Consider the following 15130-nt stretch of genomic DNA (forward strand, 5'->3'; position numbering starts at 1 on the left):
ACTCCGGGGATCTGCACAAACCCGGGGATCTGCGCAACTCCGCATCGCGCCAGGACTCCAGGTCCGGAGAACTGCAGATTTGCGGGACTCTGCAGGGACTATATGGCGCGCCTCGAGGGACTCGAACCCCCAACCTTCTGATCCGTAGTCAGATGCTCTATCCATTGAGCTAGAGGCGCACGGCCTTCTCTCGAAGACCAGCGGCCAGTTTACATGACCGCCGGGGGTGCGCGAACCAGCGGCTACGAGGGATCGTCGGAATGCGCGTCCAGCACGCGCCGGTGCGCCCGCAGCTTCGGCAGGTCGACCAGCCGCAGCGCCTGCATGCGCGCCGCCCGCATCCGCTCGTAATCCGGCTCGAGGTCGGGCCGGGCCGCAGAGATCCGCAGCGACCGATCGATATTGCTGGCCACCTCGCTCCACGCCGCTTCGCGGGCATCGGCGATCAGCAGACGCAACTGGTCCTCGTCGGCGGCGCGGGTGCGTAACTCGGCGGCCACCCGCAGCGACTGCTTCTGCCGGCGGCGAAGATTTCGCACATCGCGGCTGCGATAGTCGTGCGTGCCGTGGGAGTCGGCGTGCCGGCCCCGCGCCGACTTGCGCTCCCGGCCGGTGCGCTCCGCGTCCAGCTCGGCCTCCTCGGCCAGCGCGAGCAACGACTCGCGCGCCTCCGGCAGCAGGCTGTCGGCGTCGAACGTGTCGCCGTCGACGAGCATGTGCACCAGGATGCGGTTCTTCAGATCGAGCCGCGTCGCCGCCGATGCGATGTACATGCCCTCGGCGACCACGTCGCGGTTCCGGGCACGCTGCGGGGAACGCTCCCGCTGCTGCTCATCGGCCACCGCATCCTCCCCCTCGATCTTACGACCCGCGCATTCCTCACCCCGTCCAAGGTGCGTCATAGCAACCACATAGCCGCGCGGTCCTGAATGGATGCCAGCAACCACACCCTGGAGTCACTCATGGATCAGCTCGGCATCATCGCCCTCGACCTCGTCGCAATCACCCTGCTCGCGTTCGGCGTCTATTACCCCCGGCAGCGGCGCCGCGACCTCGCCGTCGCGTTCGTCGGCGTCAACGTCGGCGTGCTGGCGGTGTCGATGGTACTCGGCTCGAGCACCGTGAGTGCCGGACTCGGCCTCGGACTGTTCGGCGTGCTGTCGATCATCCGCCTGCGCTCACGCGAAATCGACCAGAGCGAGATCGCCTACTACCTCGCCGCGCTCGCCATCGGTCTCATCGCGGGCCTGGCCGGAACGTTCACGTGGGCCAGCGCCAGCCTCATCGCGCTGGTCGTGGCCGTCATCGCGATCGTCGACAGCCCCGCCGTGCTGCGCCGCTCCCGCGAACAATCGCTCGTGCTCGACCGCGCCTACACCGACGAGAACGAACTCCACGACGCCGTCACCGACATCCTCGGCGTGCGCCCCTCGATCGTCACGGTCCGCGCCCTCGATCTGGTCTCGGACACCACGCGCGTCGACGTCCGCTATTCGGTGGCCGATGCCACCCCGCGCCGCGCGGCCCGTACCGCCCGGGCGACCCAGGCGACCGCGGCGACCCGATGATCGCGCTGCACCGTCTCGCCGGCGTCCGTCTCGACGACCTCAACGACGCCGCGCAGCTGCAGACCCGCGTCGACCGCAAGTACATCCTCCCCGCCGCCGACCTGCCGACGGCGCTGGCCGGCCTTCCCGCCGGGACGCAGGCGCTCGACATCAACGGCCAGCGGATGCTGCGCTACGCGTCGCAGTACTACGACACCCCCGACCTGGCCAGCTACCTCGGTGCCGCCCACGGGCGCCGCCGCCGGTTCAAAGTCCGCGCCCGCACCTACCTAGACTCGGGCGGGTCGTTCCTCGAGGTCAAGACCCGGGGCGCACGCTCGGCGACCGTCAAGGACCGGGTGCCGGTGGCGGGCGACGCGCTCGACGACCAGGCCGTCACGTATGCGGCGGACCTGCTCGGCGACGCCGGAATCCCGGATGCGGTCGCCCTGGCCGGGCGGCTGCGCCCCACGCTCGCGACCGGCTACCGGCGCGCCACCCTGCTGCTCCCGGCGGACGGCGGGCGTGATGCGTCCCGGGCGACGATCGACGTCGACCTCTCCTGGATCGCCGCCGACGGGCGCGGGCTGTCCCTGCCGGGAATCGCGATCGTCGAGACCAAGTCCGGCCAGCGCGCCGGCGCCCTCGACCGGGCTTTGTGGCGCATCGGGCACCGCCCGGCATCCCTGTCCAAGTACGGCACCGGAATGGCCGCCCTGAACCCCGCGCTCCCCGCCCACAAGTGGCGACGCGTCCTCACCCGACACTTCACCGACACCCCGGCGCTCGCCGCCGCCTGAAAGGAGCTCCTCCCATGACCACCACCACACGTTCGAAGCGGCTGTGGCTCGTCGCCGCCCCCGCCTTCGCTCTCGTGCTCGCCGTGACAGGCTGCAGCAGCGCCGCGACCGATGACGCCGGATCCGGTACGTCGTCGGCCACCACCGTCGGGTCCGCCGCCGCGGCGGCCGTCGACGGGGATGCCGGGCAGACCGCCGCCGAGGTGCTCGCGGCCAACCAGGACGCCCACGACGAGGACGGCGACGGCGATTACTCGGCCGCCGATGCCACCACGATCTCCCTCTCGGGGTCGTCGGCCACGGTCTCCGGTGACGGCGCCGTCGCCTCCGGGGCGACCGTCACGGTCACCGCCGCCGGCACGTACGTTCTCAGCGGCACATTCACCGGTCAGGTCGTCGTCGACAGCGAGGGCGAAGGCACGGTGAAACTCGTCCTCGACGGCGTCGACATCGATACCTCGGCGGGTGCGGCCATCGACATCCGTGCCGCCGACGAGGCCGTCGTGATCCTCGCCGACGGGTCGGCCAACGCCCTGTCCGACGCGTCGAGCTACGCCGACGACGCCGACGCGAACGCCGCGCTGTACTCCGCCACCGATCTCACCATCGCGGGCGCCGGGGCGCTCACGGTGCGCGGCAACGGGAACGACGCCATCGCCTCCGCCGACGGCCTGGTGATCCAATCGGGCACGATCGCGGTGGATGCCGCAGATGATGGCATCCGCGGCAAGGACTACGTCGTGATCCGTGGCGGCGACCTCACCGTCACCGCCGACGGCGACGGCCTCAAGGCCGACAACGCCGACGACACCGACCGCGGGTACGTGCTGCTGACCGGCGGCGAGGTATCGGTGACCAGCGGCGACGACGGCATTGCCGCGGCCACCGACATCGTGACCACCGGCGGCACCCTGACGATCACGGCCGGCGGGGGTGCCGGAGCGGGCACCGACGCGGGCGCGAAGGGCGTCTCGGCAGGAGTCATCGCGGTGCTCGAGGGCGGCGAGGTCTCGATCGACGCCGCCGAGGACGGTATCAACACCGTCGCGTTCGCCCACCTCGCCGGGGCGACGGTCACGATCGCCGCGGGAGAGGATGCCGCGCACGCCGAGCAACAGCTGGTCGTCACGGCCGGGACCAACACGGTCACCACCTCCGAGGAGGCGCTGGAGGCCGGCCAGATCACCGTCGCCGGGGGGACCACCGACATCACCTCCAGCGACGACGGGCTGAACGTCTCCGAACCGGATGCGGGCTCGGCCGACCTCACGATGGTGATCTCCGGCGGCACCCTGCTGGTGGATGCCGAGGGGGACGGACTGGACGTCAATCAGGGCACCCTGACGATGTCGGGGGGCACGGTCGTGGTGTCGGGGCCCACCGGTGACGGCAATGGCGCGCTCGACGTCGACGGCGGGATGACGATCTCGGGCGGCACGTTCCTCGCGGCGGGCTCGGCCGGCATGGCGATGGCACCCTCGGCCGATTCCGATCAGGCATCCGTCCAGTTCACCGCGACGCAGCAGATCGCGGGCGGCACGGTCCTGTCGATCGTCGACTCCGCCGGCGAGGTCCTGGCGACCTTCACGACGTCGAAGCAGACCGCTTCGGTCGTCTACTCCGGCGCCGACGTGGTCAACGGCGAAACGTACACGCTGGTCTCCGGCGGCGGTGCGGGTGAGCAGATCGCGGGTGGGCTCAGCGAGGGCGGCACCGCCGGCTCGGCCACAGTCGCCACCGGTGTGGCCGGCGAACAGAGCTCGATGGGCATGGGCGGACCCGGCGGCGGCATGCCGGGCGGTCCTCGCCCCTGACGATCGCCGATCCGCGACGGCCCCCGCACACCGGCTCTCGGTGCGCGGGGGCCGTCGCGGGATGTCGGGGCAAGGCGCCGGGTCAGGCCGATCGGGCGACGGGCCGGTCGGGATGGTGGGCCCACTGACTCCACGATCCCGGGTACAGCGCCGCCGGGATCCCAGCCAGCTGCAACGCGAAAACAGTGTGCGACGCGGTCACCCCCGAGCCGCAGTATGCGCCCACCGCGGCCCCGGGCGCGACGCCCCACGCGGCGAACCGCTCACGCAGCGCCTCGGCGGGCAGGAACCGACCTTCGGCGTCAAGGTTTCCGGTGGTGGGGGCGTTCACGGCGCCGGGGATGTGGCCGGCGCGCGGGTCGATCGGCTCCACCTCGCCGCGGTAGCGCTCCGGGGCGCGGACATCGAGCAGCACACCTTCCGCAGGCAACGCAGCAGCCCCGTCGATATCGAGGCGTGGCCGCCGCCCCGTCGTCAGGGCGATGCTCCCCGGCGCCGGGGTGACGGTGCCGGCCTCCAGCGGCAGGCCGGCAGCCCGCCACGCGGACAGGCCGCCGTCGAGAATGCGCACGTCGGTCACACCGGCATCCGTCAGCACCCACCACGCGCGCGCCGCCGCAAACGAGGACACGTCGTCGTAGATCACGACGGCATCGCCATCGTGAAGCCCCCACCGCCCTGCCGCCGCGCGCAGGTCGGCGGTGGCCGGCAGCGGATGCCGCCCGTCGGCGGGCTCTCCGTGTGCCGACAGCTCGTCGTCGAGCGAGACGTATACCGCGGACGGAATGTGCGCTGCGCGGTACGCGGGTCGACCGTCCGGCTCATCCAGGCGCCAGCGCACATCAAGTACGCGCGGCGGGCGGTCCGATGCGAGCGCCTCGTTGAGGCCGGCCGGGGTGATGAGCAGCTCCGCAGCATCCATTCCCCGAGCGTACGCCCGCTCCTTACGAGGTGGTGACAGCGGTGCGCCGAACCCGCAGCGCGGCGACGGCGACGTGCCTATAGTGGGCGGCGTGGTGCACCTCTTGTTCGTCGAGGACGACACGACGATGCGGGACACCGTCGCGTCGTATCTCGTCCGCGCCGGGCACACGGTGACCGCCGTCGCCGACGGCGCCGCCGCGATCGACCGGTTCACCGCCGAGGGCGCCGACCTCGTGCTGCTCGATCTGATGCTGCCGGGCATGAGCGGTCTGGAACTGACCCGCCGGCTGCGCACCCTGCGGCGCGACATACCGATCATCATGGCCACGGCGCGCGCACAGGAGCACGAGCGCGTCCAGGGCCTGCAGCAGGGCGCCGACGACTACGTCACCAAGCCGTACAGTCTGCGTGAACTCGATCTGCGCATCCGCGCCCTGGTGCGCCGCAGCACCGCGCCGGTGCCGGGCGTGCCGACGGTGTTGACCGACGGCGACCTGCGGGTCGATCTCGCCGCCGGGCTCGTCACCCGCGCCGGCACCACCCTATCGCTGACCGGGCGGGAGTTCGATCTGCTGGTGTGGATGCTGCAGCATCCCGGGCTCGTCCATTCGCGCGACGATCTCATCCGCGAGGTCTGGGGGTGGAACGTCGGTGACCCGTCCACGGTGACCGTGCACGTCCGGCGCCTCCGCGAGAAGATCGAGACCGACCCCTCGCACCCGACGCGCCTGCTCACGGTGTTCGGCAAGGGGTATCGCTGGGATCGTGCCGCGATCGGCGGTGATCCGTGACCGGCGAACAGAACGCCGTCGTACTGTCCATCGCGACGACCGGGGTCGTGGGACTCGTCGCCGCGCTGGCGGTGTGGGCGCTGTCGCGGCGCCGGCCCACCGCCGCCGCGTTCGGCGCGCCGTTCGCGGTGGTGCTGTCCCTGGCCGCGGGGGTCGCGGTGGCGACGCGGCAGATGCTCATCGAGGATCACACCTACCGCACGTTGCTCATCGTGCTGGCGGCGGGGGCACCGATGGCCCTGGTCGCCGGACTCGTGCTGGCCCGGCGCGTGCGCGCCGTCGAAACCGCGGCCGCGCGCGACCGCGCGGACCGGGAACGCAGCCGCCAGGTGGAGCAGTCGCGCCGCGAGACGATTAGGTGGCTGTCGCACGATCTGCGCACGCCGCTGGCCGGCATCCGGGTGCTGGCCGAGGCCAGCGGCACCTCCGCGACCGCGGCGCGGGAGGCGACGGCACGCATCGTGCACGAGGTCGACCGGCTCGAAGCGATGGTCGACGACATCGTGGAGCTGTCGCGGCTGCACGGCGCACCGCGCCGCGACGTGGTCACCACCTCGCTCGACGACCTCGTCTCAGATGCCGTGGCCACCGTCACCCCGCTCGCGCAGTCGAAGGGCGTGCGCATCGAGGCCGGCGCACTCGGCGGCGCCGTGGCCTCGGTCGAGCCGCGAGAGGTGACGCGCGCGATCACGAACGTGCTGCGCAACGCCGTGCAGCACAGCGCCGGCGGGTCGGTCATCGAGGTCGCCACGGGCCATACCGGCCACGCGCACACCGTCGACGTCTCGGACGGGTGCGGCGGCATCCCCGGCGACGACCTGCCGCATCTGCTCGAACCGGGATGGCGCGGCGACGGCGCCCGCTCGGAGCGCGGGATGGGGCTGGGACTGGCCATCGCCGACGAGATCGCCCGCGCGCACGGGGGCCGGGTGACGGTGATCAACACCCCGGCCACGGGCGGCTGCACCGTGCGGATCGCGCTGGCCGCCTGACCGGAGTTCTTACGGGCCGGTGACGGACCCCGCCGCATGCTGGCCGCACGCCCCGCCGCCCGGTTGACTGGCCGTACCCGACCCCAGGAGCCCGTCATGCCCCCCATTCCCCTTCCCCACCCCGCCGAACGTCCCCACCCTGCCGGGATTGCGCGTTCTCGCCGGCGACACGGACTCGCTGGGGTTTCGGTCGCAGCGGTCGCGGTCGCGGCGACGCTCACGCTCGCGGGGTGCTCCGCAGCCGCGGATGACATGTCCGGCCAGACGCCGATGGCGGACTCGACCGCGATGGCCGACGAGACCCCGATGAGCGACGAGGTGGCCGACGGGGACGAGATGGCGGTGTCGATGGCCCCGGGCGCGTACCTCACCCTCGCCGAGTACCGCGATCAGATGGATGCCCGCGCCGACACGACGGTGGTCTACTTCTTCCACGCCGATTGGTGCCCCAGCTGCCGCAGCACCGACCAGTCGCTCCAGACCGACGGGGTCCCCGACGGTCTGACCGTCGTGAAGGTCGACTTCGACACCGAGACCGACCTCAAGAAGCAGTACGGCATCACGCAGCAGCACACCTTCGTGCAGGTGGCCCCCGACGGCGCCGCGCTGGCAACGTGGAGCGGGTCGGGCTCCGGCGCCGAGATCAAAGCCGAGACCGTCCACCCGTGATCGCCGCACTCGCGGGTGCGTTGCTCGCGGGTGCGCTGACGACCCTCGCCCCGTGCTCGCTGACGCTGCTGCCGATCGTCGTCGGCGGTTCGCTGCAGGGGGCGAGCGGGCGCGGCGCCGCGCGGCGCGCCCTCGTGATCACGCTCTCACTCGGCGCCAGCGTCATCGTGTTCACACTGCTGCTCAAGGCGACGACGGCGCTCATCGACATCCCGACGCAGGCCTGGCAGCTCGTCAGCGGCACCCTCCTGATCGGGCTCGGGCTGTTCTCGGTCTTCCCCGGAGCATGGGACCGGCTGAGCCAGGCGACCGGCCTGGCGGGCGGGGCGGCGCGGCGGCTCGATGCCGCCCACGGGCGCACCGGCACGGTCGGCGCTGTGCTCACGGGTGTCGCACTCGGGCCGGTGTTCACCTCGTGCAGCCCGTTGTTCGCCTACGTCATCGTCACCGTGCTCCCGGCCGAGCCCGCGCGTGGACTGGCCCTCCTGGCGGCGTACACCGCCGGGCTCATGGCCGTGCTCTTGGCGATCGCGCTCGTCGGTCAGCGGGCGGTGGCGCGCCTGCGCTGGGCCGCCGACCCGCACGGCTGGGTGCGGCGCGGCCTCGGCGTCATCTTCGTCGTGGTCGGCGTGCTGATCGCGACGGGGTGGATGCAGGACCTGGAGGCGTGGATTCTCGCGAACGCGCCGATCGCGCCGTGGGAGCTGGGTGCCGGCATCGGCCGGTGACCGGTCACCCGACGGCGGCGACTCCCCCACCGAGCCCGGGGCGCTGCGCGACGTGACAGGTGAGATCGGGTCAGACCGCCAGTGCCCGGTCGAGGTCGGCCAACAGGTCGGCGACGTCTTCGATGCCGACCGACAGGCGCACGACCTCGACGGGGACGGCGGCGTCGGTGCCGCGCACCGACGCGTGGGTCATCTCGTTGGGGTAGTTCACGAGCGACTCGACGCCGCCGAGCGACTCCGCCAGTTGGAACAGCCGCGTCGACTCCGCGAACCGGCGCGCCGCGGCAGCGGACTCCAGCGCCACCGACACGATGCCGCCGAACCCCGACATCTGCTGCGCGGCCAGCTCGTGGCCGGGGTGCGACGCCAAGCCCGGGTAGTAGACGCGCGCGACCCGGTCGTGGCCCGCCAAGAACTCCGCGACGGCGGCAGCGTTCTCACTGTGCCGTTGCATGCGCACCGCCAGCGTCTTGATGCCGCGCGTGGTCAGCCAGGCATCCAGCGGGCCCGACACCGCCCCGGCGGCGAACTGGAGGAACCCGATCTGTTCGGCGAGCGCGTCGTCGTCGAGCACGAGGGCACCGCCGACCACGTCGGAGTGCCCGCCCAGGTACTTCGTCGTGGAGTGCACGACGACATCCGCGCCCCGCGCGAGCGGACGCTGCAGCGCCGGGGTGGCGAAGGTGTTGTCCACGACGACCAGCGCTCCGGCCTCACGGCCGATCGCGGCGAGTCCGGCGATGTCGGTGATCCGCAGCAACGGATTCGACGGCGTCTCCACCCACAGCACCCGCGGCGGGTGTGCGGCGACCGCGGCGCGCACCGCGTCGAGGTCGCTCATGTCGACCGTCCGCAGCCGGACGCCCCATGGCCCGAGCACGCGGGCGATCAGCCGGTGGGTCCCGCCGTACACGTCGTTGCCGAGCAGCACCTCGTCCCCGGGCGCGAGCACGGCCCGCAGCAGGGCGTCCTCGGCGGCCAGGCCCGACGCGAACGAGAACGCGTGAGCACCGCCCTCGATCGCCGCGAGCTGGGTCTGCAGCGCCGTGCGGGTGGGGTTTGCGCTGCGCCCGTACTCGTAGCCCTGCCGGAGGCCGCCGATGCCGTCCTGGGCATAGGTCGTGGAGAAGTGCACCGGGGGGATGACCGCACCGGTGGTGGGGTCGAACTCCTGACCGGCGTGCACGGCGAGGCTGGCGAAGCCGCGGGCGGCGTCATCGATGGTCATGGGTTCTCCTTCGTCGGCACCGCATCGGGCGTCAGGTTCTGCGCGGCGAGCCACGCGTCGTCGTACAGCTTGCTCAAATATCCGCGGCCGTGGTCGGGCAGCAGCGCCACCACGACGGCATCCTCGTCCAGATCGCGCGCCACCCGCAGGGCGGCCACGACCGCCATGCCCGACGACCCGCCCACGAGCAGACCCTCCTCGCGGGCCAGCCGCCGCGTCATCTCGAACGACGCGACGTCGGCGACCCGCTCGTATCCGTCGACGACGGCGGGATCGAAGGTGTCGGGCAGGAAGTCCTCGCCGACACCCTCCACGAGGTACCCGTGGATCGGGCCGCCGGAGTAGATCGACCCCTCCGGGTCGGCCCCGATCACGCGTACCGCCCCGGAGGAGGCCTCCTTGAGGAAGCGCCCGGTGCCGCTGATGGTGCCGCCGGTGCCGAGACCGGCCACGAAGTGCGTGACCCGACCGTCGGTGTCGCGCCAGATCTCCGGACCGGTGGTCTCGTAGTGCCCGCGCGGGCCGTTCGGATTGGCGAACTGGTCGGGCTTGAACGCGCCGGGGATCTCGTCGGCGAGTCGGTCGGAGACGCTGTAGTACGAGTCCGGATGCTCCGGTGGCACGTTCGTCGGCGTCATGACGACCTCGGCGCCGTAGGCACGCAGCACGGCGACCTTCTCGCCGTCGAACTTGTCGGGCACGACGAAGACCATGCGGTACCCCCGCTCGATTGCGACAAGGGCCAGCCCGACCCCCGTGTTGCCGCTCGTGGGTTCGACGATCACCCCGCCCGGCTGCAAGCGCCCGTCGCGCTCGGCGGCGTCGATGATGTTCCGCGCGATCCGGTCTTTGGACGATCCGCCGGGGTTGAGGTATTCGAGCTTGGCGAGCACCGTGGCGCGCACGCCGTCGGTGACGCGCCCGAGCCGGACGAGCGGGGTGTTGCCGACGAGGTCGGCCACGTGGGTGGCGTACTGCACGGGAGATGTCCTTGGGTCGTCGCGCTCACAGAGGCGCGCACGGTCGATGGTCGCGGAGGGTGCCGAAGCACTCAACGACAACAACGACAGGTGAGGATCACGCGTCCACCGTAACGGGTCGGCGCGAGTTCGGCAAAGTGCGGCCGTTACGGCCTGGGCCGCAGCCCCGCCAGCACGATGCGGCGAGCGCGCGCGGCGGCGCCCGCGCGCTCGGCGGCGTCGATCCGCGCGATCTCGCCGGCGAGCATCCCGATCGCGAGCCGGATGTCGTCGACGGTGATGTCGTCGGCGAGCCGGCCCGCCGCGCGTTCGGCCTCGACGACCCCGTCGACCACCTCGGCGAATCGCCGCCCCAGCCTGGCCACTCCCGCGTCGTCGCGGTGCGCATTGATCGCCTCGACCAGCGCGGTCGAGGCGACGGCCTGGTCGACGAGCATCGCGAACACCTCGTCGAGGGTGCGCTCGCCCGTCGCGACGAACTGCTCGATGCGGTCGAGGTTCTCCTCGAACACCGCGGCGATCAAGGCCACGCGCGAGGGGAAGTGCCGGTAGAGACTGCCCTGCCCGACCCCGGCGCGTTTGGCGACGGCGCTCAGCGGCACGGCCAGGCCCTCGGTCGCCAGCAGGTCCCGCCCGGCCGCCAGCAGCGCCCGCCGGTTCCGCTCGGCCGCGGCCGGTCCCCGGTTGCGGCGAGCGGGCGCGCCTCGACTTCCGGATGCGGCGGTCACGGTCCACAATGGTACAACCGGACGCGATTGTCCGGTTGAGAGGAGCACCATGTCCACCCCCGACACCACTCCCGGCGGCGCCGCACCCGAGCCCACGCCGCGCCCCTGGAGCGAACGCCTCGACACCGGCCGGTTCGACGGCAAGACCGTCATCGTCACCGGCGCCGGGTCCGGCATCGGACGAGCCACCGCCTCCCGTGTCGCGCGTGAGGGCGGCCGCGTCATCGCCGTCGACGTCTCCGAGCAGCGGCTCGCCGAACTGGCCGCGGCGCACCCGGATGCCGACGTCACGACGGTGACCGCCGACATCACCGACGACGCCGGCATCGCCCGCATCGTCGACGCAGCCGGCGAAGTCATCGACGCGCTGGCCAACGTCGCCGGCATCATGGACGACATGACCCCGATCGGCGACGTCACCGACGCCGTCTGGGAGCGGGTGTTCGCGATCAACGTGACCGGCACGATGAAGCTCTCCCGCGCCGTGATCCCCGCCATGCTCGCGCAGGGCGGCGGGTCGATCGTCAACGTCGCGTCCGAGGCATCGCTGCGCGGGTCGGCCGCCGGCGTCGCGTACACCGCGTCCAAGCACGCTGTCACCGGGATCACGAAGTCGACGGCGTTCATGTATGCCAACAACGGCATCCGGGTCAACGCGGTCGCGCCGGGCCCGACGATCACGAACATCGAAGCCACCTTCGCCTCGCCGCTGGGAGCCCAGCGGGTGCAGGCGGCGATGGCGATCCTCCCGACACCCGTGCAGGCGGATGCGCTGGCGGCGTCGATCACGTTCCTGCTGAGCGACGACGGCGTCAACGTGAGCGGGGCCATCCTGCCCAGCGACGGGGCCTGGTCGGCGACCTGACGACGCTCGCCGTCCCGCCGTCGTGTCCGCGGCGGCGGGACCGCGTCACCGGCGCGCGCGCAACGGGGCGAGCCGTTCCACCCGAGCCGCCAGCGCCAGCGCGTCGACGTCAGCACGACGCGTGATCGTCTGCACCGCGAAGAACGACGCGATGAGCACGAGCGCGACCACCTCGACCCAGAACACCGCATTGCTGCCGGGTGGCGCGAACCAGATCGCCCACACCGAGACGATCAGGTCGGCCAGCAGCAGCCCTGCGATCGCGATGTCGACGGCCCGTTCGCCGAGGGCGGCGGTGCGCTGCCCCGTGCGGACGAACGCGTTGAGCACCGCGACCGCGCCGATCATGAGCAGGAACAGTGCGGCGGCGAGGAAGTGCACCCTGTCCAGCAGCACCGTCTGCCCGTCGGCCGTCGGCGTCCGGGCGGCCAACACCACCCCCGCGACGATGAGAGCCGCACCGGTCGTGGCCACCGCCACCCGCGCCCGGGCACTGAACCCACCCGGTTCCCCCCGGGGCAGTCGCAGGACCAGCGTGATACCGACGACGATGAGCACGCAGACCGCCACGACGAAGACCGTCACGCCGTTGTCGACCTCGGGCACGGTCTGCACCGGCACGCACGCCGTCATCCCCGGCGGGCACGCCAGTCCGGAAGCCGGAACGGCGTGCGGCACGGTGCGTGTGGGGACCAGCGCGGTCAGCGCGGCCAGCGGCGCGGCGAGGTCGAGCAGCACCGACTCGATGTTGCGGCCCGACAGCGCCAGCAGCGCCACCGAGGCCGCGATGAGCGCACCGACGAAGATGTTGCGCGCCGGGGAGTAGTAGTACTGGCTGAGGGAGGGCAGCACCTCCCCGAGCCGGATGCTCTCGACCGTCACGGCGAGCAGGATCACCCCGATCGCCCCCACCAGCGACAGGCGCAGCCACGAGTGCGTGCGCTGGGCGACGGTGCCCTCGACGAGTTCCCTCACGCGTCGGCCACCGTGCGGAACCCGGCGTTGCCCATCGACGAGTCGGGGGTGTTCTGGGAGCGGGCCGCATTGCGATACCGGTTGCAGTACGAGCTGTGACACAGGTAGCTGCCACCGCGCAGGACGCGCTGCGCCCCCCGCTGTGGACCCTGGGGTGCGACCGGGGGCGAGACGGCGTAGTAGCCGGGATCGAACCAGTCCGCGCACCACTCCCACACGTTGCCGACCGGCTGCCACAGGCCGTAGCCGTTGGGGGCGAACGAACGCACCGGGGCGGTCGTCAGCCACCCGTCCTCCAGGGTGTTCTCGCGGGGGAACGCGCCCTGCCAGATGTTCGCCCGCCAGCCGTCCTCGTCGATGGCGGCATCCCCCCAGGGGAAGCGCGCGCGGTCGAGGCCACCTCGTGCGGCGTACTCCCACTCCGCCTCGGTCGGCAGGCGCCGGCCGGCCCACGCGCAGTACGCCCGCGCGTCGTTCCAGCTCACGTGGACGACGGGGTGGTCGGCCAGGCCATCGAGGTCGGAGCGCGACCCGCCCGGATGCCGCCAGTGCGCGCCCCGCACCCCGAACCACCACGGCGTCGCCGCCGGCTGCCCCATGATGTCGCTCTCCGGGGCGGCCAACGCCAGGTGGAACACGGCAGAGAACCCGAACTCCTCGGCCTCGGTGCGGTAGTCGGTCGCGTCGACGAACGCGGCGAACGCCTCGTTCGTGACGGTGGTCTCGTCGATCGTGAACGCGGGCACCTCGACCTCGTGGAGGGGCACCTCGCCGTCGCCGGGGTTGCGGTCGCCGGCAGCATCGCCCATCACGAAGCGCCCCGCGGGGATCTGCGCCTGCGCGAGGGTGTGCTGTCCGGTTCCGGTCGCGACCGGCGGCCGGACGCCGATCTGCAGGCCCGCCGGGTGCGCGGGACGCGCGGGGGCGCCACAGCCGCACCCGCATCCGACCGGCTCCTGCTCGCTGTGTTCGTGCTCGCCCATGGCACCTCCCGCAACGATTCTGCCGTGTCGACGCACCGCGAGGTCATCCGCCGGCCGCTCGCGGGCCGGTCAGGCGTCGAAGATCTTGCCGACCGGCTCGCGTTTCTCCGCCTGGAACGCGTCTTCGGCGCGGCCCTGCGCCCAGTAGGCCGACAGCGACAGCGACGTGCGCGGCACCCCCCACTGGCCGTGCAGCAACGCGCGCAGTCGTTTCATCGCCTCCCGCTCGCCGTGCGCGAACACGTCGATGTCGCCGGCGGGCGCGGCGAGTGCGGCCACGGCGGCCACGAGCGGTTCGCCGTACCCGGCGAGGGCACCCGTGGAATCGGCGCGGTGCAGCCACCGCACGTCGATGTGCTCCGGCGCGGCCAGCGGAATCTCGTCGTCCGCGTCGGTGACCTCGATGACCACCCGCCCGCGGGCGTCGGCCGGGAGCGCGGCGACCGCGGCGGCGATGGCGGGGATGGCGGAGTCGTCGCCGAGGTAGAGACGCTCCGGGTCACCGGGCGCCGGCGCGTACTGACCGCCGGGACCGAAGAACGCGACCCGGTCCCCCGGGCGCGCGCGCTCCGCCCACGGCCCGGCGATGCCCTCGTCGCCGTGCACGACGAAATCGACGGCCATGCTGGCGCCGTCGGGGGCGACCGAGCGGATCGTGTAAGTGCGCTGCGACGGCATCCGCTCGGGAGGAAGCGTCTCGCGCAGCTTCTCCATGTCGTAGGGCGGCTGCAGATCGGAACCGGCCGGAGCGAAGAGCATCTTGATGTACTTGTCGGTGGCGGCGAGCCGGTCGGTGTCGATGCCGGAAAGAAAGGCCGCGAAGCCTTCTCCCCCCAGGTGCACACGGGTCAGATGCGGGGTGAGCCGTTCGGTCGCCACGACGTCGAGCACGTGCTGCACCCGGGGTCGACGCGGGGCGCGGGGCGGTGTGGATGCTGTCATTCGAGTGTTCCTCCGGGTCCAGTCCACCAGATCTGTGGTCCCCGCGGCGAACTCTGAGTCTGCACATCCGGACACCGCGCCCGCGGATTCGGACAATGACCGCAGATTCGGACCCACCGGGGCGAGGACTCCGAATCCGGTCACAGAGTCCGAATCCACGACGC

Annotated in this window: 16 protein-coding genes and 1 tRNA gene; 8 read left to right on the plus strand and 9 right to left on the minus strand. The window is 72.2% G+C overall.

Annotation, left to right across the window (positions count from 1 at the left end):
- Positions 1–103 precede the first annotated feature (103 nt).
- Positions 104–179, minus strand: a tRNA-Arg gene (locus tag ACK5KK_RS08330).
- Positions 180–242: 63 nt separating this feature from the next.
- Positions 243–902, minus strand: coding sequence for an asparagine synthase (locus ACK5KK_RS08335; protein ID WP_416889623.1), 660 nt, complete (start codon positions 900–902; stop codon positions 243–245).
- Between the two features lie 27 nt (positions 903–929).
- Here ACK5KK_RS08335 and ACK5KK_RS08340 point away from each other — a divergent pair, with 27 nt between their 5' ends.
- The 3 genes from ACK5KK_RS08340 to ACK5KK_RS08350 are packed head-to-tail and all read left to right on the plus strand — an operon-like array spanning position 930 to position 4161.
- Positions 930–1568, plus strand: coding sequence for a DUF4956 domain-containing protein (locus ACK5KK_RS08340; RefSeq protein WP_416889624.1), 639 nt, complete (start codon positions 930–932; stop codon positions 1566–1568).
- Positions 1565–2347 carry a polyphosphate polymerase domain-containing protein gene (locus ACK5KK_RS08345; protein WP_416889625.1) on the plus strand — a complete coding sequence of 261 codons (783 nt, stop codon included), beginning with the start codon at positions 1565–1567 and terminating at the stop codon, positions 2345–2347. The genes ACK5KK_RS08340 and ACK5KK_RS08345 overlap by 4 nt, the downstream gene beginning before the upstream one ends.
- A 14-nt stretch (positions 2348–2361) precedes the next feature.
- On the plus strand, positions 2362–4161 hold the full coding sequence (locus ACK5KK_RS08350) for a carbohydrate-binding domain-containing protein (RefSeq protein ID WP_416889626.1): 1800 nt from the start codon (positions 2362–2364) through the stop codon (positions 4159–4161).
- Between the two features lie 82 nt (positions 4162–4243).
- On the opposite strand, the gene ACK5KK_RS08355 is transcribed toward ACK5KK_RS08350, so the two are convergent.
- Positions 4244–5083: a sulfurtransferase gene (locus ACK5KK_RS08355; protein WP_416889627.1), complete on the minus strand. Its 840-nt coding sequence runs from the start codon at positions 5081–5083 to the stop codon at positions 4244–4246.
- Positions 5084–5174: 91 nt separating this feature from the next.
- On the opposite strand from ACK5KK_RS08355, the gene ACK5KK_RS08360 reads away from it, so the two are divergent.
- From ACK5KK_RS08360 to ACK5KK_RS08375, 4 genes are all read left to right on the plus strand, one after another.
- A complete protein-coding gene (locus ACK5KK_RS08360) occupies positions 5175–5876 on the plus strand; it encodes a response regulator transcription factor (RefSeq protein ID WP_416889628.1) in 702 nt (233 codons plus the stop codon).
- Positions 5873–6868: a sensor histidine kinase gene (locus ACK5KK_RS08365; RefSeq protein ID WP_416889629.1), complete on the plus strand. Its 996-nt coding sequence runs from the start codon at positions 5873–5875 to the stop codon at positions 6866–6868. Before ACK5KK_RS08360 ends, ACK5KK_RS08365 begins: the two co-directional genes overlap by 4 nt.
- A 96-nt stretch (positions 6869–6964) precedes the next feature.
- Complete coding sequence (locus tag ACK5KK_RS08370) at positions 6965–7537, plus strand: thioredoxin family protein (RefSeq protein WP_416889630.1); 573 nt, start codon at positions 6965–6967, stop codon at positions 7535–7537.
- Entirely contained in the window at positions 7534–8265 is a 732-nt protein-coding gene (locus ACK5KK_RS08375) for a cytochrome c biogenesis CcdA family protein (RefSeq protein WP_416889631.1), read from the plus strand. The genes ACK5KK_RS08370 and ACK5KK_RS08375 overlap by 4 nt, the downstream gene beginning before the upstream one ends.
- A gap of 70 nt (positions 8266–8335) precedes the next feature.
- Here ACK5KK_RS08375 and ACK5KK_RS08380 read toward each other — a convergent pair whose 3' ends face one another.
- From ACK5KK_RS08380 to ACK5KK_RS08390, 3 genes are all read right to left on the minus strand, one after another.
- Positions 8336–9493: a cystathionine gamma-synthase gene (locus tag ACK5KK_RS08380; RefSeq protein WP_416889632.1), complete on the minus strand. Its 1158-nt coding sequence runs from the start codon at positions 9491–9493 to the stop codon at positions 8336–8338.
- Positions 9490–10473 (minus strand): PLP-dependent cysteine synthase family protein, encoded by a 984-nt coding sequence (locus ACK5KK_RS08385; RefSeq protein ID WP_416889633.1) that lies wholly within the window; start codon positions 10471–10473, stop codon positions 9490–9492. Before ACK5KK_RS08385 ends, ACK5KK_RS08380 begins: the two co-directional genes overlap by 4 nt.
- 146 nt (positions 10474–10619) lie before the next feature.
- Positions 10620–11201, minus strand: a complete 582-nt coding sequence (locus ACK5KK_RS08390) for a TetR/AcrR family transcriptional regulator (RefSeq protein ID WP_416889634.1) — start codon at positions 11199–11201, stop codon at positions 10620–10622.
- 49 nt (positions 11202–11250) lie between these two features.
- Here ACK5KK_RS08390 and ACK5KK_RS08395 point away from each other — a divergent pair, with 49 nt between their 5' ends.
- Complete coding sequence (locus tag ACK5KK_RS08395) at positions 11251–12066, plus strand: SDR family NAD(P)-dependent oxidoreductase (protein WP_416889635.1); 816 nt, start codon at positions 11251–11253, stop codon at positions 12064–12066.
- 45 nt (positions 12067–12111) lie between these two features.
- On the opposite strand, the gene ACK5KK_RS08400 is transcribed toward ACK5KK_RS08395, so the two are convergent.
- From ACK5KK_RS08400 to ACK5KK_RS08410, 3 genes are all read right to left on the minus strand, one after another.
- Positions 12112–13041 carry a hypothetical protein gene (locus tag ACK5KK_RS08400; protein ID WP_416889636.1) on the minus strand — a complete coding sequence of 310 codons (930 nt, stop codon included), beginning with the start codon at positions 13039–13041 and terminating at the stop codon, positions 12112–12114.
- Positions 13038–14024 (minus strand): formylglycine-generating enzyme family protein, encoded by a 987-nt coding sequence (locus ACK5KK_RS08405; RefSeq protein ID WP_416889637.1) that lies wholly within the window; start codon positions 14022–14024, stop codon positions 13038–13040. Before ACK5KK_RS08405 ends, ACK5KK_RS08400 begins: the two co-directional genes overlap by 4 nt.
- 69 nt (positions 14025–14093) lie before the next feature.
- On the minus strand, positions 14094–14966 hold the full coding sequence (locus ACK5KK_RS08410) for a siderophore-interacting protein (RefSeq protein WP_416889638.1): 873 nt from the start codon (positions 14964–14966) through the stop codon (positions 14094–14096).
- Positions 14967–15130: the final 164 nt, after the last annotated feature.

It is taken from the genome of Microbacterium sp. (assembly GCF_047972865.1).
Classification (GTDB): domain Bacteria; phylum Actinomycetota; class Actinomycetes; order Actinomycetales; family Microbacteriaceae; genus Microbacterium.

Bases quoted from the DNA above. Each gene is read 5' to 3' on its own strand.
- ACK5KK_RS08350 (WP_416889626.1), top strand. From the start codon at position 2,362: ATGACCACCACCACACGTTCGAAGCGGCTGTGGCTCGTCGCCGCCCCC.
- ACK5KK_RS08370 (WP_416889630.1), top strand. From the start codon at position 6,965: ATGCCCCCCATTCCCCTTCCCCACCCCGCCGAACGTCCCCACCCTGCC.
- ACK5KK_RS08345 (WP_416889625.1), top strand. From the start codon at position 1,565: ATGATCGCGCTGCACCGTCTCGCCGGCGTCCGTCTCGACGACCTCAAC.
- ACK5KK_RS08405 (WP_416889637.1), bottom strand. From the start codon at position 14,024: ATGGGCGAGCACGAACACAGCGAGCAGGAGCCGGTCGGATGCGGGTGC.
- ACK5KK_RS08395 (WP_416889635.1), top strand. From the start codon at position 11,251: ATGTCCACCCCCGACACCACTCCCGGCGGCGCCGCACCCGAGCCCACG.
- ACK5KK_RS08340 (WP_416889624.1), top strand. From the start codon at position 930: ATGGATGCCAGCAACCACACCCTGGAGTCACTCATGGATCAGCTCGGC.
- ACK5KK_RS08335 (WP_416889623.1), bottom strand. From the start codon at position 902: ATGACGCACCTTGGACGGGGTGAGGAATGCGCGGGTCGTAAGATCGAG.
- ACK5KK_RS08380 (WP_416889632.1), bottom strand. From the start codon at position 9,493: ATGACCATCGATGACGCCGCCCGCGGCTTCGCCAGCCTCGCCGTGCAC.
- ACK5KK_RS08410 (WP_416889638.1), bottom strand. From the start codon at position 14,966: ATGACAGCATCCACACCGCCCCGCGCCCCGCGTCGACCCCGGGTGCAG.
- ACK5KK_RS08355 (WP_416889627.1), bottom strand. From the start codon at position 5,083: ATGGATGCTGCGGAGCTGCTCATCACCCCGGCCGGCCTCAACGAGGCG.